Source organism: Frigoribacterium faeni (genome assembly GCF_011761235.1).
Classification (GTDB): Bacteria; Actinomycetota; Actinomycetes; order Actinomycetales; family Microbacteriaceae; genus Frigoribacterium; species Frigoribacterium faeni_A.
In genome coordinates this window covers 1,340,660-1,364,931 of record NZ_JAAOYW010000001.1, presented here as the reverse complement: position 1 = coordinate 1,364,931, position 24,272 = coordinate 1,340,660, and the positions used below count along the sequence as shown (strand labels likewise).

Genomic DNA, 24,272 nt, shown 5'->3' with positions numbered 1-24,272 from the left:
CGGTGTGCCGTCCGGAGGCCCGAGATCGACCCTCCTGCCGGCAGGGAGGTCGATCTCGGGCCTCTCGACGAGGTGCAGGGGGACCCGGGGCACAGGGGCCGGGGGTGCAGGGGCTGGGCCCGCCGAGGAGGTGCAGTGCCGGTCAGGCGCGGACGGCGGCCTCGTCGGACGGCACGCGCAGCGCGTTCTCGGCCTCCGCCTCTGCCTCGGCGCGGGCCTCGGCCAGGGCGATCTCGGCGAGGGCGTGGTCGTCGACGTCGACCGCGGCCGTCATCGACTCGAGGAACGACACGACGGCGGCGGTCTCGTCGGGCGAGAGCTGCTGGGCGGCGGTGATCATGCGGCCGTGCATGCCCGAGAGGGTGTCGGTGACCTCGGTGTGGGTGCCCTCGGTCGCGCGGAGCAGCACGCCGCGCTTGTCGGTGGGGTGCGGCAGCCGCTCGACGTGGCCGCTCGACACGAGCCGGTTGATGAGCACCGACGTCGACGCGGAGGTGATGGCGAGGTGCTCGGCGAGCAGCTTGGCGCTGACGGGCTCGTGCTTGCGCCCGGCCCGCACGAGGAACCGCAGGGCGGCGAGGTCGGTCTCGTTCATCTTCATGCTCTCGCGCGTGCGGCGGCGCATGTCGGACTCGGCGGCTCGGTAGCGACGGAGGGCGTTCAGCACCGCGACCCCGCGCTCGCTCGCGCTGGAGCCGTACCAGTAGCCGGTGGCGTCGTACGTGCGACGAGTCTGCTCGGGAGGCATGTTAGAGACTCTAGCTAACGCGCTCAGGGAGTTCCAGACCACGGTGTACCCCCGTGCGCGGTTCCCAGCGACTTCGAGGCCGACGCCGCCTGGCGATGCCCGGCGCGCCCGGCGGTGCCCGACGCCGCCCGGCGCCGCCCGCCGCGCCCGGCGCCGCCCGCCGCGCCCGGCGCCGCCCGGCGCCGCCGGCGCCGTCAGCGAGCGACGGCACCGCTCGGCGCGGCCGCCTGCCTCACGACGAGGCGGGTCGCTCCTGGTCGCTCGTCGAGACGGCCGCCTGGTGGGCGTCCGCGTGGCCGGCACCCGAGCTGCTCGCGCCGCTCCCCGCCGCGCCGCCGCCCGCGTCCGGCGCGACCAGCGCACCCGACCCGGCCGCCGCCTCCTGCGCCGACAGCTCGGCGGCGAGCCGGTCGTCGTTCGCCTCGTCGATGGCCGACTTCTGGCGCAGCGGGGCCGCCTTGAGGAAGAAGCTCAGCACGAAGGCGATCAGCACGATGCCGAGGGCGACCCAGAACACGGTCACGGTGGCCTGGGCGAAGCCGTCGAGGAACGGCGCCGCGAGTCGGCCGTCGGCCGTGTTCAGGAACGACGTGTTGCCGTCGAGGGCGCCGCCCACCGCCGACGTGTCGCCGTTCTGCGCGGCCTGGTACAGGCCGAGGATGCTCGCGTTCGCCGGGTCGGAGGCGACGCTCGGGTCGGCCAGGGCCGCCTGCGCGTCGCGCTGCAGCGCAGGGTCGGCGAAGGCCGCGGCGATCGTCTGCGGGATCCGCGAGAAGAGCACCGAGAACAGCACGGCCGTGCCCAGCGTTCCGCCGATCTGCCGGAAGAACGTCGACGCCGAGGTCGCGACCCCGATGTCGCGGGGCCCGACGGAGTTCTGCGACGCGATGGTCAGCGTCTGCATCAGCTGACCGAGCCCGAGGCCGATCAGCAGCATGCCGATCATCATGAACCAGTAGGGCTTGTCGTACGACAGGTTCGTGAACCAGAAGAAGCCGAGCGACATGAAGGCGGTGCCCGTGATCGGGAAGATCCGGTACCGGCCCGTGCGGGCGATCAGCTGACCCGACACGATCGACGAGATCATCAGCCCGGCGATCATCGGCAGCATCTGGAACCCGCTCTCGGTCGGCGTCGAGCCGAGCACGAGCTGCAGGTACAGCGGCACCGTGAGCAGCGCGCCGAACATGCCGAAGCCGACGAGCACGCCGAGCACGGTGGCCATGGCGAACGTCGCGTTGCGGAACAGCTTGAGGGGGATCAGCGCGTCGTCGCCCATCGCGCGCTCGACCGACACGAAGGTCACGATGCCGGCGGCGCCGATCACGTAGCAGGCGAAGGCGCCGGGCGAGGCCCAGCCCCACTCGCGGCCCTGCTCGGCGACCAGCAGCAGCGGCACGGCGGCGACGATCACCGAGGCCGCGCCCCACCAGTCGATCCGCACGTTCTCGCGCCTGACCTGCCCGGGGATGTGCAGGAACCGCACCACGATAGCCAGCGCGACGACGCCGATCGGCAGGTTGACGAGGAACACCCAGCGCCAGCCGGTGACGAAGAGGATCTGGTCGGCGCCGGCGAAGAGCCCGCCGACCAGCGGCCCGATGACGCTCGAGACGCCGAACACCGCGAGGAAGTAGCCCTGGTACTTGGCACGTTCGCGCGGGGCGAGGATGTCGCCCATGATCGTCAGCGGCAGGGCCATCAGCCCGCCGGCGCCCATGCCCTGCACGGCGCGGAAGATCGCGAGCTGGTACATGCTCGTCGAGAACCCGGCCAGCAGCGACCCCAGCAGGAACACCGAGATCGCGATCAGGAACAGCGGCCGACGGCCGAAGATGTCAGACAGCTTGCCGTAGATCGGCGTCGAGATCGTCGACACGATCAGGTAGGCGGTGGTCACCCACGCCTGCAGGCTCAGCCCGTCGAGGTCGTCGGCGATCGTGCGCATCGAGGTGCCGACGATCGTCTGGTCGAGCGCGGACAGGAACATGCCCGCCATCAGGCCGAAGATCACGAACAGGATCTGCCGGTGGGTCATCAGCCCCTGCCGTTCCGCCGGCGCGGTCGACGACGCCGAGGAGGCGGCGGCAGGGGAGGAGGAGGAGGCGGTGGTTCTCGACATGGTGCGGCGTCCTTCGGGAGGCACGAGGCGGAGCGGTGACGGGGGCGGAGACGGGAGGTGACGGGCGGCGACGCTGCAGCCGAAGGAGGCGCGGGTGAACCTGCGCAGGACGCAAAAGTAATGCACGCGCACCGCTTCCGCCAGGCGTGGCGGCGAGCCTGTGGACGACCCGGGCTCGCCCTGCCCCGGGGAGGGCCGTAACCTGGTGACATGTCGCATCCCCGTCGCCCCGCCCCTGCCCGGATCGGACGTCGGGCGACGCGCCCCGCCGCCGCGGCGCTCGCGCTCGCGCTGGTGACCGCCGTGCTCGCGGGGTGCAACTCGGGCTCGACGCCGGACGCGAGCCCGACCGCGACGCGCACCGCGCCTCCTTCGCCGTCGCCCTCCGCCACCGACCCCGTCGCGACGGCCGCGCCCGCCCCGGCCACCGAGGAGCCCGCACCCGTGACCCCACCCGCTCCGGCCCCCGGCTTCGACAAGACCGCGCTCTCGATCGACGACCCCGCGAGCCTGTGGGTGGTCAGCGACAAGCTGCGGCCGCTGAAGCCGGTCGACTACGCGCCGACCGACCTCGTCACGCTCGACGTCGCGTCGCAGAACCCTCCCGTGTTCCGTCGCGAGGCGGGCGACGCGCTGCTCGCGCTCTTCGCCGCGGGCGAGGCGGAGGGCGCCGGCGCGTTCCAGGTGCAGAGCGCCTACCGCTCGTACGCGACCCAGGTCTCCGTGTACCAGGGGTGGGTGTCACAGCTCGGCCAGGCGCAGGCCGACATCCAGAGCGCGAGGCCCGGGCACAGCGAGCACCAGACGGGCCTCGTCGCCGACATCAGCCCGGTGCCGCTGAGCTGCGCGCTGCAGGCGTGCTTCGGCGACACCTCCCAGGGCCGGTGGCTGGCGGCGAACGCCTGGCGCTACGGCTGGCTGCTGCGCTACCCGGCCGACAAGACCGCCGTCACGGGGTTCACCTACGAGCCGTGGCACTTCCGGTACGTGGGCGTGCCGCTCGCCACGGAGATGCACGACACCGGCGTCACCACCCTCGAGGAGTTCTTCGGCCTGCCGGCCGCCCCGACGTACGCCGGCTAGGCCCCTGGAGACGACGACGGGCGAGTTCGTCGCGTCCGGTCCGTCGTGAGGGACCGTCGGCGTCGAACTCGCCCGTCGTGTGGGGCTTGGCCGCCGGCCAGGCCTGGCCAGGCCAGGCCAGGCCAGGCCTGGCCAGGCCAGGCCAGGCCAGGCCGGCCAGGCCGGGCCAGGCCGGCCAGGCCTGGCCCGGCCGGCTAGCCGCCGAGCGCGGCGTCGACGATCTGCTTGGCCTCGGCCTGCACGCGCTTCAGGTGCTCGGGGCCCTCGAACGACTCGGCGTAGATCTTGTAGACGTCTTCGGTGCCGCTGGGCCGGGCGGCGAACCAGGCCTTGTCGGTGACCACCTTGAGGCCGCCGACGGACGCCCCGTTGCCGGGCGCCTCCGCCAGCTTCGCGGTGATCGGGTCGCCCGCCAGCTCGGTCGCGGTGATGTCGTCGCCGCTCAGCTTGCCGAGGCGCGCCTTCTGCTCTTTGCTGGCGGCGGCGTCGACCCGCTCGTAGACGGGGTCGCCGAACTCGGCGGTCAGCTCGGCGTAGAGCTGCGTCGGGGTCTTGCCGGTGACGGCGATGATCTCGCTGGCCAGCAGGGCGAGCAGGATGCCGTCCTTATCGGTCGTCCAGACCGTGCCGTCCTTGCGGAGGAACGACGCCCCCGCGCTCTCCTCGCCGCCGAAGGCGACCGAGCCGTCGACCAGGCCGGGCACGAACCACTTGAAGCCGACCGGCACCTCCCACAGGCGGCGGCCGTGCTTCTCGGCGACCTTGTCGATGATGCTCGACGACACGAGCGTCTTGCCGACGGCCGCGTCGTCGCGCCACTGCGGGCGGTGCGTGTAGAGGTAGTCGATGGCGACCGCGAGGTAGTGGTTGGGGTTCATCAGGCCGCCGTCGGGCGTCACGATGCCGTGGCGGTCGGCGTCGGCGTCGTTGCCGGTGAGCACGTCGAACTCGTCCTTGCGGTGGACGACGCTCGCCATCGCCGAGGCGCTCGACGGGTCCATGCGGATCTTGCCGTCCCAGTCGAGCGTCATGAAGCGCCAGGTCGGGTCGACGCCCGGGTTGGTGACCGTGAGGTCGAGGCCGTAGACGTCGCGGATGGCGCCCCAGTACTCGACGCTCGCGCCGCCGAGCGGGTCGGCGCCGATCTTGACGCCGGCCGCCTTGATCGCGTCCATGTCGATGATGTTGCCAAGGTCGCCGACGTAGCCGCGCAGGAAGTCGTGGCGCCCGGCGCTGCCGTCGGCCTTGACGACGTCGACGTTGCCCGCCGCGATGATCTCGTTGGCACGGTCGGCGATCCACGTGGTGGCGTCGCTGTCGGCAGGCCCGCCGTGCGGCGGGTTGTACTTGAAGCCGCCGTCGCGGGGCGGGTTGTGGCTGGGGGTGACGACGATGCCGTCGGCCTTCTCGGTGTTCGCCGGGTCGGCGTTGTGCACGAGGATCGCGTGGCTGAGGGCCGGCGTGGGCACGTAGCCGCCGTCGGCGTCGGCGAGCACGTGCACGCCGTTGCCCACGAGCACCTCGACGGCGGTGCGCTCGGCGGGGGCGCTCAGCATGTGCGTGTCGCGGCCGATGAAGAGGGGACCGGTGATGCCCTGGCCGGCCCGGTACTCGACGATCGCCTGCGTGATGGCGGCGATGTGGGTCTCGTTGAACGCCGTGTCGAGCGACGACCCGCGGTGGCCCGAGGTGCCGAAGACGACCCTCTGCTCGGGCACCGACACGTCGGGGACGAGCGAGTAGTAGGCGTCGACGAGCTCACCGGTGTCGATGAGGTCGCTGTCGAGTGCGGGGGTGCCTGCGCGATCGGTCATGCGCTCATCCTGGCACCAGCCACCGACGCGCGTCGCGACCGGACGACGGTGCTCAGTAGGCTCTCGGACATGCCGACCCCCGCCTCCTCGTCGACCTACAGCTACCTCGGCCCGGCCGGCACCTTCACGGAGGCGGCCCTCAAGCAGGTGCCCGAGGCCGCGGGCGCCGAGTGGCGCAGCGTGAACAACGTGGGCGAGGCCCTGGCGGACGTCGTGTCCGGCCGCAGCGTCGCCGCCATGATCGCCATCGAGAACAGCGTCGAGGGCGGCGTCTCGGCCACGCAGGACGCCCTCGCCACCGTCCCCGGGCTGCGCATCGTCGGCGAGCACCTGGTCGCCGTCGACTTCGTGCTCGTCGCCCGGCCCGGCACCCGCCTCGAGGAGGTGCGGGTCGTCAACGCGCACCCGGTCGCCTACGCCCAGACCCACCTCTGGCTCGAGGCCAACCTGCCCGGGCACGGCCACCTGCCCGCCACCTCCAACGTCGCCGCGGCGGCCGACCTGCTCACCGGGCCGTCCGGCGCCGGCCGCGCCGACGCCGCCGTGGCCCCGCCGACCATCACCGAGCACCACGACGTCGAGGTGCTCGCCCGCGAGATCGGCGACAACCGCAACGCGGTGACCCGCTTCGTGCTCGTCAGCCGCACCGTGCCCGTGCCGCCCGCGACCGGGGCCGACAAGACGAGCATCATCGTCGAGCTGCCCGAGGACGGCGCGGGGGCCCTGGTCGACATGCTCGAGCAGTTCGCGACGCGCGGCATCAACCTGAGCCTCATCCAGTCGCGGCCGATCGGGGACGCCCTCGGCCGGTACCGGTTCGTCATCGACCTCGAGGGCCACGTGCTCGACGAGCGCGTCGCCGACGCCCTGCTCGGCCTGAAGCGGTTCAGCCCGAACGTGATGTTCCTCGGCTCGTACCCGCGCGCCGACGGCCGCCCGGTCAGCGTCGTGCCGCGCTACGACGACGAGGCGTTCGTCGACGCTCGCGACTGGCTGCGCGGGCTGGTCTCGGGGGCCTGACCCGCGCCTCCTCGGCTGCCGGTGACGGGCCGGTCGCGACCGGCCCCCGCCCCGCAGGAGGCGCGGGTCGTCAGGCCGGGACCCGCACCGTCAGGGCCCCGGGGTCGACCCACGTCTTGATGGCGACGGCCTTGCCGACCGAGTCGCCGTCCATCTCGAAGTCCTGCGGCTCGTCGAGGCGCACGACGATCTCGCGCCCCTTCGAGTAGCGGACCGTGCGCACCTCGCGGCTGTGCGCCATGATCTTGCGTCCGACGGAGCTGCGACGCAGGACTCCGTTCTCCCAGACGATCTTGACCCAGATCTGCACCCAGCCGAGCAGGCCGTCGGGGCGCAGGGCGACGATGTCGAAGACGCCGTCGTCGACCGCGGCGTCGGGCAGCAGCATGATGTTGCCGGGCAGCAGGCCGCAGTTGCCCACGAGCACCGTGTGGGCGCGCATCGTCCTGCGGCCCTGGCCGTCGAGGTCGTAGCGGATGACCATGCTGTTGTCGTCGCGCAGCGACCGGGCGATCGCGTCGACGTAGGCCAGCCAGCCGACGCGGGCCTTGAGCTTCGGGTTCGTGTTGGCGAGCATCTTCGCGTCGAGGCCGATGCCGGCCATGACGACGAAGGCGAAGCGCTCGCGTTCGCCGTTCTCGCGCTCGACGTCGACGATGCCGAGGTCGATGGCGCGGTCGCGGCCCCGGAACGCCGTCGCGACCGAGCCGTCGAGGTGGTCGAGGGTGAGGTCGAGGTTGCGGGCCAGCAGGTTGCCCGTGCCGCTCGGCAGCAGGGCCAGCGCCGCGTGCGAGCCGCGCAGGGCCTCGGCGACCGCGCGGACGGTGCCGTCGCCGCCCGCCGCGATGACGACGTCGGCGCCCTCGGCCACGGCCCGCGCGGTCAGCCCGCCGCCCGGGTCGTCGACGCTCGTCTCGTAGAAGCGGCTCGGCCCCCAGCCCGCCTCGGCCTCGTGGCGCTTCACCGAGGCGCGGACCGCCGCGACGTCGACCTTGATCGGGTTGTAGACGACGGCGGCCGTCTTCAGGGCCGTCGCGGCGTCGGGCGTCGAGGAGGACTCGGCGGGCGAGGCGGCGGGGGAGGTCGTCATCCGCCCACCGTAACCGGCGGGGACGACGCGGGGCGCGCCTCCCCGTGGGCCTGTGGACGGACGCGCCGTGCGCGCCCGCGCCTGGGGAGAGTGCTGAGCGTCGGGGGCCGTCCATAAGATGGACCCGTGATCGATCCCCAGCTGCTGCGCGATGCCCCCGACGTGATCAAGACGAGCCAGCGTGCCCGGGGTGAGTCCGAGTCCCTGGTCGACGACGCGGTCGCGGCCGACTCCGCCCGCCGTGCCGCGATCGCCGCCTTCGAAGAGCTGCGGGCCGAGCAGAACGCCTTCGGCAAGACGGTCGCGAAGGCCCCGAAGGCCGAGAAGGCGGCTCTGGTCGCGCAGGCCCAGCAGCTGGCCGCGAAGGTGAAGGAGGCGCAGGCCGCGTCCTCCGAGGCCGACGCGGTCTTCGACAGGGCCGTCCGGTCGCTGGGCAACGTCGTCGTCGACGGCGTGCCCGCCGGCGGTGAGGAGAACTTCGCGACGCTCCGCGAGGTCGGCACCCGCCCCTCCTTCGACTTCGAGCCCCTCGACCACGCCGACCTCGGCGAGAAGCTCGGCGCGATCGACATCAAGCGGGGCACGAAGGTGTCGGGCTCGCGCTTCTACTTCCTCCGCGGCATCGGTGCGCGGCTCGAGCTGGCGTTGATGAACATGGCGCTCGACAAGGCAGTCGAGAACGACTTCACGCCGCTGATCACGCCGACGCTGGTGCGGCCCGAGATCATGGCGGGCACCGGGTTCCTCGGCTCGCACTCCGACGAGGTCTACCACCTGCCGGCCGACGACCTGTACCTCACGGGCACGAGCGAGGTCGCGCTCGCCGGGTACCACTCCGACGAGATCCTCGACGTCGCCGACGGCCCGATCCGCTATGCCGGCTGGTCGACCTGCTACCGCCGCGAGGCGGGCGCCGCAGGCAAGGACAACCGGGGCATCCTGCGGGTCCACCAGTTCAACAAGCTCGAGATGTTCAGCTACGTGCACCCCGACCAGGCCGAGCGCGAGCACGACGCGCTCGTCGCCCTGCAAGAGTCGATGATGCAGGCGCTCGGCCTCAACTACCGCGTGATCGACGTCGCGGCCGGCGACCTCGGCTCGAGCGCCGCGCGCAAGTTCGACATCGAGGCGTGGGTGCCGACGCAGGGCACCTACCGCGAGCTCAGCAGCACCTCGAACTGCACCACCTTCCAGGCCCGCCGCCTCGACACCCGCTACCGCACCGAGTCGGGCAAGACGGCGCCCGTCGCCACGCTGAACGGCACGCTCGCGACGACGCGGTGGCTGGTGGCGATCCTCGAGACGCACCAGCAGGCCGACGGCTCGGTCGTGGTGCCCGAGGCGCTGCGTCCGTGGCTGGGCGGCCTCGAGGTCATCGAGCCCGTCGCGTGAGCGGGGGCGACGTGGTGACGGGGGAGTTCGTGAGCCCGGGCGTGGGCCCTGAGGCGGGGTCGGCTGCGTCGACCGTCTCGGCGGGGTCGGCCGTGTCGGCCGACGAGCGCTGGCTCGTCGCGCTCGACGTCGACGGCACGATCATGCAAGAGGGCGGCACCATCTCGGAGGCGGTGGCCGAGCAGATCGGCAGGCTCGCCTCCCAGGGGCACGCCGTCATGATCGCCACCGGGCGGTCGGTGTCGATGACCCTGCCCGTGATGGACCGCCTGGGGCTCGTCTCCGAGTACGTCGTCTGCGCGAACGGCGCGATCACGCTCGGGCGTGACGAGTCGGCGCCGACGGGCTACTCGCAGGCCCACGTCGAGGAGTTCGACCCGACCGACGTGCTGACCACGATCCGTGAGGGGCTCCACGAGGCGGCGTACGCGGTCGAAGACCGCGACGGCGTCATGCGCTACTGCGGCTCGTTCCCGCAGGTCGAGCACACCGGCGGAGCCGAGAAGGTCGAGTTCGAGCAGCTCTTCGAGGTCGCGGCGACCCGCGTCGTCGTCGTGTCGCCGTCGCACGACACCGACGACTTCCTCGAGGTCGTCGAGCGGATGGGCCTGCAGAAGGTGAACTACAACGTCGGCTGGACGGCGTGGCTCGACATCGCGCCCGACGGCGTCACGAAGGCGACGGCGCTCGAGCGCGTGCGCGAGCACCTCGACATCCCGCGCGACCGCGTGCTCGCCGTGGGAGACGGGCGCAACGACACGGCCATGCTGCAGTGGGCCGCCGTCGAGGGCCGCGGGGTCTCGATGGGCCAGGCGCCCGACGACGTGCACGAGGTCGCCAACGAGCGCACCGGCACCGACCTCGACGACGGGCTGGCGGAGGCGCTGGCGAGGCTCTGACCCGGCTCTGTGCTCCCTCCGGGGGCGTGAGCCGACGAGAACGGCTCTTCCGGGGCCGCCCGAGAGCCTTCTGCGTCGTCTCGTCGCTTCGTCGGCGGGCGGAGCGCCTCGGCTAGACTCGGCGCGGTCGCACCGGCTCCGGCAGGTGCACCGGGAGGGCTGTCCGAGCGGCCGATGGAGCTTGTCTTGAAAACAAGTGGGCAGAGATGTCTCGTGGGTTCGAATCCCACGCCCTCCGCCACGGCGAGCTGAGGCTCGCGAGCTAGTCGTCGGTCGGCCGGCGGCGTTGCTGCTTCGTGGCCGAGCGCTCGTTCTTGGCGGAGAGGCGGCGGCGGTCCGAGCCGCGCGTGCGCCGGGTCGGCCGGCGCGGTGCCGCATCGGGGGCGAGCGCCGTGGCGACGACGTCGGCGAGCTTGGCGAGCGCCGTCTCGCGGTTTCGCAGCTGCGACCGCTGCTCGGACGACGAGACCGTCAGCACCCCGTCGACGAGCCGGCCGCCGAGGCGCTCGAGCAGCCGGGCCCGCTGGGCGTCGGTCAGGGCGAGCGAGGTGGTGACGTCCCACGAGAGCTGCACCCGGCTGTCCGACGTGTTCACGTGCTGACCTCCGGGACCCGACGAGCGCGAGAAGCGCCAGACGAGCTCAGCCGCGGGCACGGTGAGCGCACGCGACACGACGAGGTCCATGCCCTCAGCATCGCACGCGGCCACGGGCCCGCCGCCGCGCCTGCACCTGCTGCCGCACCTGCACCTGCACCCGCTGCCGCACCTGCACCTGCGCCTGCGCCCGGACTCCCCGGGCTCATCCGCCGGACTCCCCGGGCTCACCCGCCCGGAGCGCAGGGGAGACCGCCGGCCCGCCACGGGCTCTGCTCCGTGACGCACCGGCGGGGAGCGACGCGGGCCCGAACCCGCGGTTGCCGCTCGCGGGGGTCCCCACCCCCATCAGTTGTTCGGTCTGACAGCCCGCCCGGTTGGCCCCCCGTTCGGGGGCGGCGGGGCGTCGACGCCCGCGAGGCGCGGCCCCCGCGGCCTGGGCTACTCCGCCTGCCCCGTCGCCTTCCGCAGCAGTGCCGCGATCGCCGGGCTCGTCGTCTCGTCGACGCTCGCCAGGGCGTACGACGTGGGCCACATGTCGCCGTCGTCGAGCTGCGCCGCGTCCTGGAACCCCAGGGTCGAGTAGCGCCCGCCGAACTTCGAGCCCGGCTGGAAGAACACCACGACCTTGCCTGCCTCGTCCGCGTACGACGGGAACCCGTACCAGGTCTTGGGGGCGAGCATCGGGGCGTGCTCCAGGACCAGCGCGTGCAGTCCCTCGGCGACGACCCGCTCCTCCTCGGGCATGGCGGCGAACGCGTCGAGCACCGACTGCAGGTCGGCGGCGGCCTTGTCGGCAGACTTCTGCCGCTTCGCCTCGGCCCGCAGCTCGGCCGCGCGCTGCTTCATCGCGGCGCGCTCCTCCTTGCTGAAGCCCTCGTCCGTGGATGCCATGGTGTCGTCCTCTCGTCGTGGTGCCCCCGCCCGCGCTCATCTTGGCTGCGTGCCCGAGCGGTCACAACCCCGAGAGGTCACGACCGAGCGGTCACGACCCCGAGCGGTCACGACCCCGAGCGGTCACGACCCGTGCGGTCACGACCCCGAGCGGTCACGGCCCGGAGCGGTGACGACCCCGGTCGGCGACCAGTCGCGTCACGACACGGGGTCGCGACCCTGGGCCCCCGAGCCCACCGCCGCCACGATCCGCTCCGCGCCGAAGCGCCACGCGGCGTCGACGTCGCCGCCGAGGCCGAACCCGCCCGTGAGCTCCATGCTGACGAATCCCGCAGCCCATGCGGTCACCGTGCGTGCCGCCTCCAGCGCCTCGGACTCGCCCGCGAGGGCCCCCGCGTGCCGCAGGATCGGCCCGCTCGTCGCCGCCCCGAACTCGGGCCGCGCGGTCGGCACACCCGGGCCCGGCGTCATGACCAGCTGGAACGCCGCCGGCCGCTCGTGCCCGAACGCCCGGAACCGGTCGACCAGGTCGACGAGGTCGGTGCTCGCCTCGAGCCGCTCGGCCACCTCGACGAGCGTCGCCTCCGCGACGAGCTGCACGAGCTGGTCGCGCCCCTGCACCCGCTTGTACAAGGAGGGGGCACGGACTCCCACGCGCTCGGCCACCGCCTGCATGGTCAGGCCCGGCAGCCCTTCCGTCTCGAGCAGGTCGCGGGCTGCGGTCACGATGGCCTCGAGGGAGGTGCGCTCAGGAGTCGGCATCCGTCCACCATACCTATTGACCGTAGCCATGATGGCTATGTATCGTAGCCATCATGAAGCTCAGCGAGAACCTCCACCGCATCGGCAACGCCGTCGTCGCCGCCTACCTCGTCGTCGCGCCCGAGGGCGTCACCGTCGTCGACGCCGGCCTCCCGGCCCACCGCCGTGAGCTGCTCGCCGAGCTCGCCTCGCTCGGCCTCGGGCCCGCCGACGTGAAGGGCGTCGTTCTCACGCACGGCGACTCCGACCACGTCGGCTTCGCCGAGTGGCTGCGGAGGGAGCACGGGGTGCCCGTGCACGTCCACGCGGCCGACGCCTCCCGCGCGAAGGGAGGCGGCAAGCCCGCCGGGCTGAAGCAGCAGATGAGGATCGGCGCGATGCTCGGGTTCCTCTCGTACTTCGTGCGCAAGGGCGGCGCACGGACGACGTGGCTCACCGAGGTCGTCGAGGTGCACGACGGCGACGTGCTCGACCTGCCCGGCTCGCCGCGGATCATCTGCGTCCCCGGGCACTCGGAGGGCAGCGTGGCCGTGCACGTGCCCCTCGTCGACGCCGTCTTCGTCGGCGACGCGCTCACGACGCGCCACGTGCTCACCGGAGTCGAGGGCCCCCAGCCGGCGCCGTTCACCGACGAGCCCGGGCGGGCGCTCGACTCGCTGCAGGCGCTGGTCGGCACGGGCGCGACGTGGGTGCTGCCCGGGCACGGGGCGCCCTGGGGCGGCGGCGTGGCGGCGGCGGTCGACGCCGTGCGGGCGGCTGCCGCGCAGTAGGCGTCGCGCGCTCCGCTAGCGCGCCGCGCCGCGCCGCGCCGCCGCGCCGCGCCGCCGCGCCGCGCCGCCGCGCTGCGCTGCCGCCTGCCGGAACACCCCGGAGTGGACGAAACACCCCGAAACGACGGGGTGTTTCGTCCACCTCGGGGTGTTCGGGCGTGCAAGTGCGCCGATGCGTCGCGCGGGTGTGGCTGCGGGTGAGGGCGACTCTGGCAGCGTCGCCAGCGTCGCTGCGGCCGCGCGGCTGGCCGGTGACCCGCGCTGCCTGCGCCGGTCTGCTCCACCGAAACACCCCGGAGTGGACGAAACACCCCGAAACGACGGGGTGTTTCGTCCACTTCGGGGTGTTCGGCGTGCGAGTTGGTCGGCGCGTTGCGGGGCGCGGGCGCGGCGGGGGCGGGCGACCCCGGGCGGGCGGTCCGCAGCGCCGGGGACCGGCGCCGTACCCCGGCCCCCGAAGACGGGCGGCGACCGCCTCCGGACGGGGGGTGGGAGCGACGTCGACGTCGTGGTGCACTGGGTCCCGTCGCAGGGGAGGCCGGTCCGGCCCCGCCGACCGACCGGCCGTCGCAGCCTGACGCCGCCACGGCGCCGGAGCCGCTCCCTCGCCGCCTGCACCTCTCCGCCCTCCACCCCGAAGGACCTGCCCGTGTTCGACCTCGCCCGCACGGGCGTCGTCGCCGGGGCCGTCGTCGCGCTCGCGGCCGGTCTCGTCGTCGCGCCTGCCGCCTCCTCGTCCACCGCCTCGGCCGCGGGCGGTCGCTCGACCGCGACCACCGCCTCCTCGACGCCTGCCGGCCGCACGACGTCGGCCGCTCCGACGGCGCCCGCCGGCCGTGCCACCGCGGCGAGCCGCCCGAGCGCGTCGGCCGCCGCACGCCCGACCGCGGCCCCGCGCACGAGCGCGACCGCGCGCCCGACCGCGACCCCGCGCCCGACCGCGACCCCGCGCCCGACCGCGACCCCGCGCCCGACCGCGACCCCGCGCCCGACCGCGTCCGCGACCGCACGCCCGACCGCGGCCCCGCGCACGACCGCCACCACCACCTCCTCGACCATCCGCACCGCGCCGCCGGCGACCGTCTACGCGGGCGGGCTGCACGTGGAGCAGCAGGGCGCCGCAGCCACCGCCGCGTCCCAGCTCGCCGCGCAGGGCCGCACCGCCGACGCCGCCGCGGCCCGCACGATCGCGGCGCAGCCGATCGCGGTCTGGCTCGGCTCCTGGTACGACGACGCGATGCTGGTCACGGTGATCAAACGGACGGTCGCCGCCGCCGAGAAGAAGGGCACCACGCCCGTCTTCGTCACGTACGACATCCCCGGTCGCGACTGCGGCGGGTACTCCGCAGGAGGCGCGGCGAGCGACGCCGCGTACCTCGCGTGGAACGGCAAGGTCGCGTCGGCCCTCGCCGGACACCGGGCCGTCGTGCTGGTCGAGCCCGACTCGCTGGGCCACCTCGACGCGTGCCCGGCCATGACGGCGACGCGCACCGCCACCCTGGCGGCGGCCGTCGGGGCGTTCTCGCGGGCCGGGGTCCCCGCCTACCTCGACGGAGGCAACTCGAACTGGGTCAAGCCCGCCGACATGGCCGCCCGGCTGCGCGCGGCCGGCGTCGACCAGGCCCGCGGGTTCTTCACGAACGTCGCGAACTACTACCCCGTCGACCAGGAGCGGACGTACGCCGAGCAGGTCTCCGCCGCGACGGGCGGGGCGCGCTACGTGATCGACGTGTCGCGCAACGGGCGCGGCTGGAAGGGCACGTGGTGCAACGCTCCCGGAGCGGGTCTCGGCCAGACCCCGCGCGTCGCCACCTCGGGCGCGACGCGCCTCGACGCCCTGCTCTGGGTCAAGACTCCCGGCGCGAGCGACGGCACCTGCAACGGCGGGCCTGCCGCGGGGGTGTGGTTCCCGGAGTACGCGACCGCACTGGTGGCGAACCGGCGCTGAGCGCGGGCGTGGGCGTGGGCGTGGGCGTGCCGAGCCCTCGCGCAGGACGAGAGCATTCCGTCCGCGCGCGGCCGTGACGGGCGGGCGCTGGGCGCCGCCGACGCCGGATCGCTCTCAAATTCGGGGGGACACCGGGACGGGACGAGGCGGGACGGGGCAGGACGAGTCGGGACGGGCCCGGGTCTCGTCGCCGGGGACGTCCGAGCTGCAGAACCCGACAACACGCGGCGTGAGGGCCCGAACGTACCGGGAAAAGCGCGTATTACAGGGCGCGCGGTCGGCATGTGCAGGGGGTATGGCGGGCAGCGGGCAGCGGGCAGCGGGCAGCGGGCAGCGGGCAGCGGGCAGCGGGCAGCGGGCAGCGGGCAGCGGGCAGCGGACGCGGACGCGGGCGCGGGCAGGGGCGGGCGCGGCAGAGGGAGCAGGCGTCTCGGAGGGCAGACGCGCAGGAGGCGCGGTGCGAGACCTGCTCGCACCGCGCCTCCTGCAGGCGGTCGGGTGGCCCCCGCGGGGCCGCCCGGGCTCGGTCGGCCGGGCTAGAGCGTGGCCTCCGACGGATCCCAGCCCTCGGCGAGCGGCTGCGGCTGCGCGACCGTCGAGGCGACGTCGACGACCGTGCGGGACTCGGCGGCCTCGCTGATCGCGAGCAGCACGTCGAGCACGTGCGACGCGACGGCGCCGCTCGCCCGCTCGGCGTCGCCGCCGCGCAGCGCACGGGCGAGGTCGAGCACGCCCGAGCCGCGTCCCCATGTCGAGCCGGCGGCCGTGAGGGTGGTCGGCTCGTCCTCGCCGAGGCGCCAGAGCGTCGAGTCGCCGTCGAACGTGTTCGGGTCGGGCAGCACGAGCGTGCCCTCGGTGCCGCTGATCTCGACGAAGCCCATGCGGGGCAGCGCGTTCTGGAACGAGAAGGTCGACTGCGCCGACTGCCCGCCCTCGAACGAGACGATCGCCGCGTGGTGCGTGGGCACCTCGACGGCGAAGTCGGTGCCGGCCCGCGGGCCGCTGCCGATGGTGCGCGTCGTGCGCGCGGTCGACGAGACGGCGCTGACCGAGCTCGCGGCGCCGAACGCGTGCACCAGCGTCGTCACGTAGTAGGGGCCCATGTCGAACAGAGGGCCGGCGCCCTTCGCGAAGAGGAACTCCGGGTCCGGGTGCCACGCGTCGGGACCCGGCACGTGGAACAGCGTCGTCGCGGTCAGCGGCTCGCCGATGTCGCCCCGGGCGATCGCACGCATCGCCGTCTGGACGCCCGCGCCGAGCACGGTGTCGGGCGCGCAGGCGACCCGCACCCCGGCGGCGTCGGCCGCGGCGAGCAGGTCGCTGCCCGAGGCGTGGTCGAGGGCGAGGGGCTTCTCGCTCCACACGCTCTTGCCGGCGGCGACGATGCGGCGACCCACCTCGGCGTGCACGGCGGGGATCGTGAGGTTGACCACGATCTCGATCTCGTCGATCGCGAGCAGCTCGTCGACGGTGCCGTGGCCGGGCACGCCGTGCTCCTCGGCCCGCGAGCGCGCGCGCTCGGGGATCAGGTCGGCCACGAACAGCACCTCGAGGTCGGGGAACGACGTCATGTTCTCGAGGTAGGTGCCGCTGATGACGCCCGCCCCGATCACCCCGACGCCGACGCGCCCCGTGCGGCCGGCCCCCGTGCGGCCGGCCCCCGCGCCCGCACCCGGGCGCCCCGCGCCCGCCTCGCCACCCGTCACTTGTCGTTCTCCGCGAGCCAGGCGAGCGACGCCGCGATGCCGTCGAACACGTCGAGGGCGTAGTCGTCGAACTCGACGACACGCAGCGCGTGCGGGGCGGCGGCGAGCACGGCGGCGACGTCGACGTCGCCCTGCCCCGCCGGCACCTGGTCCTTGAACGCCGCGGCGAGGGCGTCGGGCACCTCGAGGGCGCTCTCGCTGCTCGGCAGCGCGGTGGCGATGTCGCCCGAGATCGCGCCGTCCTTGACGTGGAGGAACTGCACGCGGTCGCCCAGCCGACGCAGCAGCGCCGGGGTGTCCATGCCGCCGACGGTCGACCAGAAGGTGTCGATCTCGAGCACGACGTCGTCGTCCAGGCGCTCGAGGAAGAACTCGTACACGGGTCGCCCGTCGACCGTGTTCGCGAACTCCCACTGGTGGTTGTGGTAGCCGAAGCCCAGCCCCGAGGCGGCGGCCAGCACCTGCAGCTCGTTGACGCGGTCGGCGATGGCCCGGGCGTCGTCGGCGGTCTGCCAGCGGTCGCTGGGGATGAACGGGTCGATCACCGTCTGCACCCCGAGCTGGGCCGCGGCCGCGAAGGCACGCTCCGGCTCGGCCGAGTCGATGACGGGGGCGTGCGCCGAGGGGGCCGTGACGCCCGAGGCGGCGAACGCCTTCTCGAGCTCGTCGGCACGGGCGACGAAGTCGTAGGGCTCGACCTTGGTGAAGCCGATCTCGGCGACGCGGGCGACGGCGCCCTGCAGGTCTGCCGAGATGGCGTCCCTGACCGTGTAGAGCTGGACGGAGGGTGACGAGGTCATGGCGAACTCCTTTGTCGTGGTGGATCTCGGCGAGGGCCCGGGCAGCTGAGCGGGGGACCGTCCCGCCCTGCGGCGGGGTGGTGCGGGGCGTGCAGGCCAACTCTGCCACTTCTGTCGACCCGTGACAAAAGATCTACGACGATCGACAGGGCCGGTCCTCGTGTCGAGGAGGCGCCTCCTAGGCTGGGCAGGTGCGCCTGCGACCCGCGACCCGACTGCAGGCCGCCCCTCCCGTGGTCGTCGTGCTCGTGCTGTACGCGCTCTCGCGGCTCGTGTCGAGCGCCTGGCTCGGCGGCCTGTTCTCGCTCGCGACCTCGCAGGGCTGGGCCTTCGCGAGCCATCGCGCCGACCCGAGCTTCGCCTCCTTCTCGGGATCGTGGGACGCCAGCTTCTACCGGACCATCGCCCAGCAGGGCTACCCGACCGAGCTGCCCCTCGACGACGACGGACACGTGCTGCCCAACCCGTGGGCGTTCCTGCCGGTGTTCCCCGGGCTCGTGCGCGGCGTCGCCGCGGTGCTCGGCGTCGACCTCGCCGGCAACGCCTTCTTCGCGATCGGCCTCGTCGTCGCGGTCGTCGCAGGAGGCGGTGCGACCGTGCTGCTGCACCGGATCGTCCTCGAGACGTCCGGCCCGCAGAGCGCGCTCTGGGCCGCCGCCCTGTTCTGCTTCGGCCCGCTCTCGTTCGTGCTGCAGGTCGCCTACGCCGAGAGCCTCATGCTGCTGCTCGTCTTCGGGGCGCTGCTCGCCGCCCTGCGGCACCGCTACCTCGTGACCGCGTCGCTCGGCGTCGTCGCGGCCTTCACCCGACCGGGCGTGCTCGCGCTGGCGCTGGCGCTCGCCGTGACGGGCGTCGTGCGGCTGCGCCGCGAGGGGCGAGGGTTCCGGAGGCGCGAGCGGGCCTCGCTCGTCGTGGCCGGGCTGCTGATCTCGGCGGCGGGCCTCGCGTGGCCGGTGATCGCCGACCACGTGACCGGGCGGCCGGGCGCGTACCTCGACACCGAGCTGTCGTGGTGGGTCGGCTTCGTCGGGCGGCAGCACTTCGCCCCGCTGACGCCGTGGTTCGTGATGGCCGGCACCTGGCTCGGGGTCGCCGGCGTCGTGCTCGTCGGCGTGCTGCTCGGCGTCGTCGCGTGGTGGTTCACCCGGCGCTCGACCCGCTCGCTGGGCGTCGAGGTCGTCTCGTACTCCGGCGGCTACCTGCTCTACCTCGTCGCCGTGTTCCTGCCGCAGCAGAGCCTGCCGCGCCTGCTGCTGCCCGTCGCGCCGTTGCTCGGCCACCCCGGGATCGTGGCCGTGCCGCGCCTCCGCTGGCTGCTGCTCGGGGCCGGGATCGCCCTGCAGCCGGTGGCCGTCGTGCTGCTCTGGTTCGTGGGGTACCCCTAGCCCGCGGCCCGCCCGCCGAGGCCCCCCGTTCTGGGCGACCCACCGATTCGTGGAGCCCTACCAGTTACGATGCCGTTCTGCCCGCCCAGCGCGCAGGCACCTCCCCGTCGACCGTCACCGGGTCGTCGGCGTGCCCGCGTCGACCGAGAGGACTCCGCGTGAGCGACCACCGCGACCGCACCGCCCGCAGCGACCGCACCACCGGCACCACCGGTACCGCCGGCGCCCCCGACGGCGTCGCCGCCCCCGCGAGCCGCACGTCGCGTCGTGCCGCCGAGGCGTCGGGCAAGGGGGTGGCCCGGCACGGGCGCCTCCGCACGACCGGCCCGCTGGGCACCGTCGGCAAGGTGCTCGCCGGGGCGCTCGCCGTGGTGCTCGTGAGCGGCGCCTCCGTCGGCGCGATCGCCGCCTACCAGGTGCGCTCCGACCTCGGCACGGGCGTCGCCCTGCCCGCGGCCAAGGGCCAGAAGTCGGTCGTCGCCTCGCCGCCCTCGATCGACGCCTACCCCGGCGGCTTCAACGTGTTGATCGTCGGCACCGACAACGACGAGGCGCAGGACGAGGACGAGTACGGCGAGCGCGACGCCACCCTCAACGACGTCAACATCCTGCTGCACGTCTCGGCCGACCACTCGAACGCGACGGCCGTGAGCATCCCGCGCGACATGGTCGTGCCGATCCCCGCCTGTGCCCGCGAGGACGGCTCCGGCTACTACTCGGCCATGTCGGCCCGCCCGATGAACGAGGCCTACTCGTACGGCGGCCTCAGCTGCGTCGTCTCGACCGTGTCCGAGCTGACCGGCCTCGAGATCCCCTTCGCCGGCATGATCTCGTTCAACGGCGTCATCGAGATGTCGAACGCGGTCGGCGGCGTGCCGGTCTGCGCGGCCACCCCGATCAAGGACAAGTACACCGGCCTCGACATCGAGGCCGGCGAGACGGTGCTGCAGGGCCAGCAGGCGCTGCAGTTCCTCCGCACCCGGCACGGCGTCGGCGACGGCTCGGACCTCGGCCGCATCAGCAGCCAGCAGGTCTACCTGTCGTCGCTGCTGCGCACGGTGAAGAGCGCCGACACCCTCACGAACCCCACCAAGCTCTACTCGCTGGCGCGCGCGGCGGCGAGCAACATGACCCTCTCGGAGGGTCTCACCGACGTCAACACCATGGTGCAGATCGGGTCGGCCCTGAAGGACCTCCCGCTCGACCAGGTCAACTTCGTCCAGTACCCGGGCAGCACGGGCGGCTCCGGGGTCTACGAGGGCAAGGTGCAGCCGGTCACGTCGGTCGCGACGCGCCTCTTCGACGCGATCCGCGCCGACCAGCCGTTCACGCTCGAGGCGGGCAGCGAGGGCCTCGGCGCGGCATCTGCCGCCGCGGCCGACGCGGCGACCGGCGACGCTGCTGCAGGAGGCGCGGCTGCGGCTCCCGAGACGCCCGCCACGTCCGCACCTGCGGCTCCCGCCACGTCCGCTCCGGCGGCTCCGGCCGACGCGGCGGCCCCGACCGACGCCGCGACCGCTCCGGCCGCCGAGGCGCCGGCCGGCCCCGAGGTCATCTCGGGCCTGACGGGCCAGTCGGCGTCGGAGCAGACCTGCTCGGTCGGGTTCCTGAAGAAGAAGTAGGGGCTGGGCCCGGGGCGGGGCGCGCTCTCGGATTCGAGAGCGTTCCTGGTCCCGGCGCTGCGCCTCCTGCGGTGTCGTGCCGATCGCGGGCGGAATGCTCTCGCTTTCGGTCCCGCTGTCGCTGCCGCTGCCGCTGCCGCAGTCGCAGTCGCAGCCGCAGCTGATCCCGCGGGCGCAGCGGCTCTCGCAGCCGCAGCTGATCCCGCGGTCGCTCTCGCGGCGGCGCACGACGTGCGCAGGGAGAGGGCGCCCCGGCGAGTAACCAGCTCGCCGGGGCGACCGGGGATCCCCGTGCGGGCGCCCGAACGCGCCGCAGGGGGCCCTGCGGTGCCGGGATCAGGGGTTCGGCGCCGCAGGGGGCGTGATGTCGACGTCGTCGTCGGCGTGTGTGCCTCCGACCGGTGCCGCGGGGGTCGCGGCGGTCCGTCGGGAAGGATGTCGGAGGGCTGTCGGCGCCGATCAGGGGGAGTCGCTGCGTCCGTGGACGCACCCGTGCTGTCGGGTGGTGCACGACCTCTGCCGTCTTCGGCGCCAGGGGTACTCTATGAGTCCGCATATTTGCCGACAAGGGCGCGACGCCCCCCGAACGGGGGAGGACCGGGTGAACTACGGGTGAGCGGCCCCGCCGAGGAGGCGCCCGCCGGCCCGTCGCGGAGGTGCGGTTCGGCAGATCGCGTCCGGCCCGCTATGATCGTGGGTGCGTCGTCACGTCCCGCACGAGTCGGCGCAGGGAGCCGTCGCATAGTTCGGCCTAGTGCACCACCCTGCTAAGGTGGAGTTCCCTTTGTGGGAACCGTGGGTTCAAATCCCACCGGCTCCGCGGGGCCCCGTCGCGTTGTGATCTCGCCAGATCAGTGCACGGGGCCTTTTTCCTTTTCCGGGCCCGTTTCCTCCCACGGGCAGTGTCCTTCCCCCGGCCCCGGGGGTGCTCGCGATCCCCGCCCCGGCGGTGTCGTCGGCGCGTGCCAAGCTGAGCGCATGACACGAGGGCGACTGCGGGTGCTGCTCGGCGCCGCCCCCGGCGTCGGCAAGACCTTCACCATGCTCGAGGAGGGCGCGCGCCTGCGCGACGAGGGCAAGGACGTCGTCGTCGCCGTCGTCGAGACCCACGGCCGGGCCGCCACCGCCGCCCGGCTCGGCGACCTCGAGGTGGTGCCGCGTGCCGTGCACGTGCACCGCGGCGTCGAGCTCGACGAGATGGACCTGGAGGCGGTGCTCGCCCGGGCGCCGCAGGTCGCCCTCGTCGACGAGCTCGCGCACAGCAACGCCCCGGGCGCCCGCCACGACAAGCGGTGGCGCGACGTGCAGGCGCTGCTCGAGGCCGGCATCTCGGTCGTCTCGACCGTCAACGTGCAGCACGTCGAGTCCCTCGCCGACGTCGTCGAGCAGATCACCGGGGCCGCCCAGCGCGAGACGGTGCCCGACTCGGTGCTGCGGGGGGCCGACCAGATCGAGGTCGTCGACCTCGCCCCGCAGGCCCTGCGCGACCGGCTCGCGGCCGGCGACGTCTACCCGGCGGCGCGGGTCGACGCCGCGCTGTCGAACTACTTCCGCCTCGGCAACCTCACCGCGCTGCGCGAGCTCGCCCTGCTGTGGCTCGCCGACGAGGTCGACAGCGCCCTGCGCGCCTACCGCGTCGAGCACGGCATCGACAGCGCCTGGGAGGCCAGGGAGCGCGTCGTCGTGGCCCTCACCGGAGGCGCGGAGGGCGAGACGCTGATCCGTCGCGCCGCGCGCATCGCGGCCCGCAGCGCCGGCGGCGAGCTCGTCGCCGTGCACGTCAGCACGCCCGACGGCCTCCGCCAGGGCGCCCCCGGCGCCCTCGCCGCGCAGCGCGCCCTGGTCGAGAAGCTCGGCGGCAGCTACCACCAGGTCGTGGGGTCGGACGTGCCGCGGGCGCTGGTCGACTTCGCCAAGGGGGCCGACGCCTCCCAGCTGGTCATCGGCGTCAGCCGACGCGGCCGACTGGCCTCGCTGGTCAGCGGGCCGGGCATCGGGGCGACGGTCATCCGCGAGTCGGGGCAGCTCGACGTGCACATCGTCACGCACTCGGCCGCGGGGCGGGGCTGGTCGCTGCCGAAGCTCGGCGGGGCGCTGTCCCGCTCGCGCGTCGCGGCCGGCTTCGTGCTCGCCGCGGTCGTCGGCCCGCTGCTCACCTGGCTGCTCGCCGACCACCGCAGCGAGGACGGCATCGCGGGCACCGTGCTGCTGTTCCAGCTGCTGGTCGTCGTGGTGGCGGTGACGGGCGGGGTCTGGCCGGCGCTCTTCGCCGCGCTGCTCTCGGGCGTGACGCTCGACCTGTTCTTCATCGCGCCGATCTACAGCGTGACCATCGCCGAGCCGCTGCACCTGCTGGCGCTCGTGCTCTACGTGCTCAACGCCGCCATCGTCAGCTGGGTCGTCGACCAGGCGGCCCGGCGCAGCCGGGCGGCAGCACGCGCCCTCGCCGAGACCGAGCTGCTCGCCACCGTGTCGGGCAGCGTGCTGCGCGGGCAGGACGCGCTGCAGGCGCTCGTCGCCCGCACCCGCGAGGCCTTCGGGCTGACGCGCGTGCGCGTGCTGTCGGGCGACGAGGTGCTGGGCGACAGCGGGGCCGACGGGGGAGCCGGCGCGGGGCCGGGCGCGGGCGCAGGCACGGGCACGGGCACGGGCTCGGGCGCGGGCGCGGGCTCGGGCGCTGGCGCTGGCGTGGGCGTGGGCGTGACGACCCTGCCCGCCGGCGACGACGGCGTGCTCGAGCTGACGGGCGAGCCGCTGCAGGCGGGCGACCGACGCCTCCTCGCCGTCGTCGCCGCCCAGGTCGAGGCCGCCCTCGAGCACTCCGCGCTGACGAGGGCCGCCGGCCAGGTGGCGCCGCTCGCCGAGGTCGACCGGATGCGCAGCGCCCTGCTCGCCGCCGTCGGGCACGACCTGCGCCGTCCGCTCGCCGCCGCGACCGCCTCCGTGAGCGGCCTCCGCCAGCAGGACGTCGAGTGGAGCGACGCCGACCGCGACGAGCTGCTCGCCACCGCGTGGGAGAGCCTCGAGTCGCTGTCGACGCTCGTCACCAACCTGCTCGACGTCAGCCGCGTGCAGGCAGGCGCGCTCGCCGTGACGACCGCCGTGGTCGACGTCGACGACGTGGTGCTCGGTACGCTCGACGAGCTCGGGCTGGGCCCCGCCGACGTCGAGCTCGCCCTGCGCACCTCCGTGCCGCCCGTGCTCGCCGACGCCGTGCTGCTGCAGCGGGTGCTCGTCAACCTGCTCGACAACGCCCTGCGCCACTCGCCCGACGGCACCCTCGTGCGCATCTCGACGAGCGGCTTCGGGGGCCGGGTGGAGGTGCGGGTCGTCGACCGCGGACCGGGCGTGCCCCCCGAGCGCCGGGACGAGATCATGGTGGCGTTCCAGCGGCTCGGCGACACCGACAACGCGACCGGCCTCGGCCTCGGACTGGCCCTGAGCAAGGGCTTCGTCGAGGCGATGGGCGGCACCCTGTCGCTCGACGACACCCCGGGCGGCGGCCTCACGATGGTCGTCTCGCTCCCCGAGGCCCCCGTCGCCGCTCTCCTCGTTCAGGAACCCGCGTCCTGATCCGTGCCCGGATCGGACGCTCGGTCCTGAGCCGTGCACGGTCCAGCAG

Annotated in this window: 18 protein-coding genes and 2 tRNA genes; 11 read left to right on the top strand and 9 right to left on the bottom strand. The window is 74.0% G+C overall.

The window, feature by feature from the left end:
• Positions 1 to 142: 142 nt before the first annotated feature.
• Positions 143 to 748, bottom strand: coding sequence for a MarR family winged helix-turn-helix transcriptional regulator (locus FHR78_RS06285; protein ID WP_166759560.1), 606 nt, complete (start codon positions 746 to 748; stop codon positions 143 to 145).
• Between the two features lie 232 nt (positions 749 to 980).
• Positions 981 to 2,786 (bottom strand): MDR family MFS transporter, encoded by a 1,806-nt coding sequence (locus tag FHR78_RS06280; RefSeq protein WP_166759755.1) that lies wholly within the window; start codon positions 2,784 to 2,786, stop codon positions 981 to 983.
• A 294-nt stretch (positions 2,787 to 3,080) separates the two neighbouring features.
• Between FHR78_RS06280 and FHR78_RS06275 the strand changes: the two genes are divergently transcribed.
• Complete coding sequence (locus FHR78_RS06275) at positions 3,081 to 3,953, top strand: M15 family metallopeptidase (RefSeq protein WP_166759559.1); 873 nt, start codon at positions 3,081 to 3,083, stop codon at positions 3,951 to 3,953.
• Positions 3,954 to 4,147: 194 nt separating this feature from the next.
• Here FHR78_RS06275 and pgm read toward each other — a convergent pair whose 3' ends face one another.
• The gene (gene pgm / locus FHR78_RS06270; RefSeq protein ID WP_166759558.1) at positions 4,148 to 5,767 is read right to left on the bottom strand and encodes a phosphoglucomutase (alpha-D-glucose-1,6-bisphosphate-dependent); all 1,620 of its coding nucleotides are present in this window, start codon (positions 5,765 to 5,767) and stop codon (positions 4,148 to 4,150) included.
• A gap of 69 nt (positions 5,768 to 5,836) precedes the next feature.
• On the opposite strand from pgm, the gene pheA reads away from it, so the two are divergent.
• A complete protein-coding gene (gene pheA / locus FHR78_RS06265; RefSeq protein ID WP_166759557.1) occupies positions 5,837 to 6,787 on the top strand; it encodes a prephenate dehydratase in 951 nt (316 codons plus the stop codon).
• Between the two features lie 70 nt (positions 6,788 to 6,857).
• On the opposite strand, the gene FHR78_RS06260 is transcribed toward pheA, so the two are convergent.
• Entirely contained in the window at positions 6,858 to 7,877 is a 1,020-nt protein-coding gene (locus FHR78_RS06260) for a diacylglycerol/lipid kinase family protein (protein ID WP_166759556.1), read from the bottom strand.
• Positions 7,878 to 8,003: 126 nt separating this feature from the next.
• Here FHR78_RS06260 and serS point away from each other — a divergent pair, with 126 nt between their 5' ends.
• The 3 genes from serS (at position 8,004) to FHR78_RS06245 (ending at position 10,409) form a co-directional block, all read left to right on the top strand.
• Positions 8,004 to 9,269: a serine--tRNA ligase gene (gene serS / locus FHR78_RS06255; protein ID WP_166759555.1), complete on the top strand. Its 1,266-nt coding sequence runs from the start codon at positions 8,004 to 8,006 to the stop codon at positions 9,267 to 9,269.
• Complete coding sequence (locus FHR78_RS06250) at positions 9,266 to 10,168, top strand: HAD family hydrolase (protein ID WP_347878073.1); 903 nt, start codon at positions 9,266 to 9,268, stop codon at positions 10,166 to 10,168. Before serS ends, FHR78_RS06250 begins: the two co-directional genes overlap by 4 nt.
• A gap of 153 nt (positions 10,169 to 10,321) precedes the next feature.
• Positions 10,322 to 10,409: transfer RNA gene (locus FHR78_RS06245), tRNA-Ser, on the top strand.
• A 21-nt stretch (positions 10,410 to 10,430) separates the two neighbouring features.
• On the opposite strand, the gene arfB is transcribed toward FHR78_RS06245, so the two are convergent.
• The 3 genes from arfB to FHR78_RS06230 form a co-directional block, all read right to left on the bottom strand.
• Positions 10,431 to 10,853 carry an alternative ribosome rescue aminoacyl-tRNA hydrolase ArfB gene (arfB, locus tag FHR78_RS06240; RefSeq protein ID WP_166759554.1) on the bottom strand — a complete coding sequence of 141 codons (423 nt, stop codon included), beginning with the start codon at positions 10,851 to 10,853 and terminating at the stop codon, positions 10,431 to 10,433.
• A gap of 351 nt (positions 10,854 to 11,204) precedes the next feature.
• Complete coding sequence (locus FHR78_RS06235; protein ID WP_166759553.1) at positions 11,205 to 11,657, bottom strand: hypothetical protein; 453 nt, start codon at positions 11,655 to 11,657, stop codon at positions 11,205 to 11,207.
• Between the two features lie 198 nt (positions 11,658 to 11,855).
• Complete coding sequence (locus FHR78_RS06230; RefSeq protein ID WP_166759552.1) at positions 11,856 to 12,419, bottom strand: TetR/AcrR family transcriptional regulator; 564 nt, start codon at positions 12,417 to 12,419, stop codon at positions 11,856 to 11,858.
• A 53-nt stretch (positions 12,420 to 12,472) separates the two neighbouring features.
• On the opposite strand from FHR78_RS06230, the gene FHR78_RS06225 reads away from it, so the two are divergent.
• Positions 12,473 to 13,189, top strand: a complete 717-nt coding sequence (locus tag FHR78_RS06225; protein WP_166759551.1) for an MBL fold metallo-hydrolase — start codon at positions 12,473 to 12,475, stop codon at positions 13,187 to 13,189.
• 649 nt (positions 13,190 to 13,838) lie between these two features.
• The gene (locus FHR78_RS06220; protein ID WP_208392767.1) at positions 13,839 to 15,137 is read left to right on the top strand and encodes a glycoside hydrolase family 6 protein; all 1,299 of its coding nucleotides are present in this window, start codon (positions 13,839 to 13,841) and stop codon (positions 15,135 to 15,137) included.
• Between the two features lie 536 nt (positions 15,138 to 15,673).
• Here FHR78_RS06220 and FHR78_RS06215 read toward each other — a convergent pair.
• Together FHR78_RS06215 and FHR78_RS06210 are read right to left on the bottom strand one after the other, a co-directional pair.
• A complete protein-coding gene (locus FHR78_RS06215) occupies positions 15,674 to 16,750 on the bottom strand; it encodes a Gfo/Idh/MocA family protein (RefSeq protein WP_347878092.1) in 1,077 nt (358 codons plus the stop codon).
• Between the two features lie 89 nt (positions 16,751 to 16,839).
• Positions 16,840 to 17,643, bottom strand: coding sequence for a sugar phosphate isomerase/epimerase family protein (locus FHR78_RS06210; protein WP_166759548.1), 804 nt, complete (start codon positions 17,641 to 17,643; stop codon positions 16,840 to 16,842).
• 191 nt (positions 17,644 to 17,834) lie between these two features.
• On the opposite strand from FHR78_RS06210, the gene FHR78_RS06205 reads away from it, so the two are divergent.
• The 4 genes from FHR78_RS06205 (at position 17,835) to FHR78_RS06190 (ending at position 24,223) form a co-directional block, all read left to right on the top strand.
• Complete coding sequence (locus FHR78_RS06205; RefSeq protein WP_166759547.1) at positions 17,835 to 19,028, top strand: mannosyltransferase family protein; 1,194 nt, start codon at positions 17,835 to 17,837, stop codon at positions 19,026 to 19,028.
• A gap of 158 nt (positions 19,029 to 19,186) precedes the next feature.
• A complete protein-coding gene (locus FHR78_RS06200; RefSeq protein ID WP_166759546.1) occupies positions 19,187 to 20,650 on the top strand; it encodes an LCP family protein in 1,464 nt (487 codons plus the stop codon).
• A gap of 730 nt (positions 20,651 to 21,380) precedes the next feature.
• Positions 21,381 to 21,470 (top strand) — tRNA-Ser (locus tag FHR78_RS06195).
• Between the two features lie 158 nt (positions 21,471 to 21,628).
• On the top strand, positions 21,629 to 24,223 hold the full coding sequence (locus FHR78_RS06190; RefSeq protein WP_166759545.1) for a sensor histidine kinase: 2,595 nt from the start codon (positions 21,629 to 21,631) through the stop codon (positions 24,221 to 24,223).
• Positions 24,224 to 24,272 lie beyond the last annotated feature (49 nt).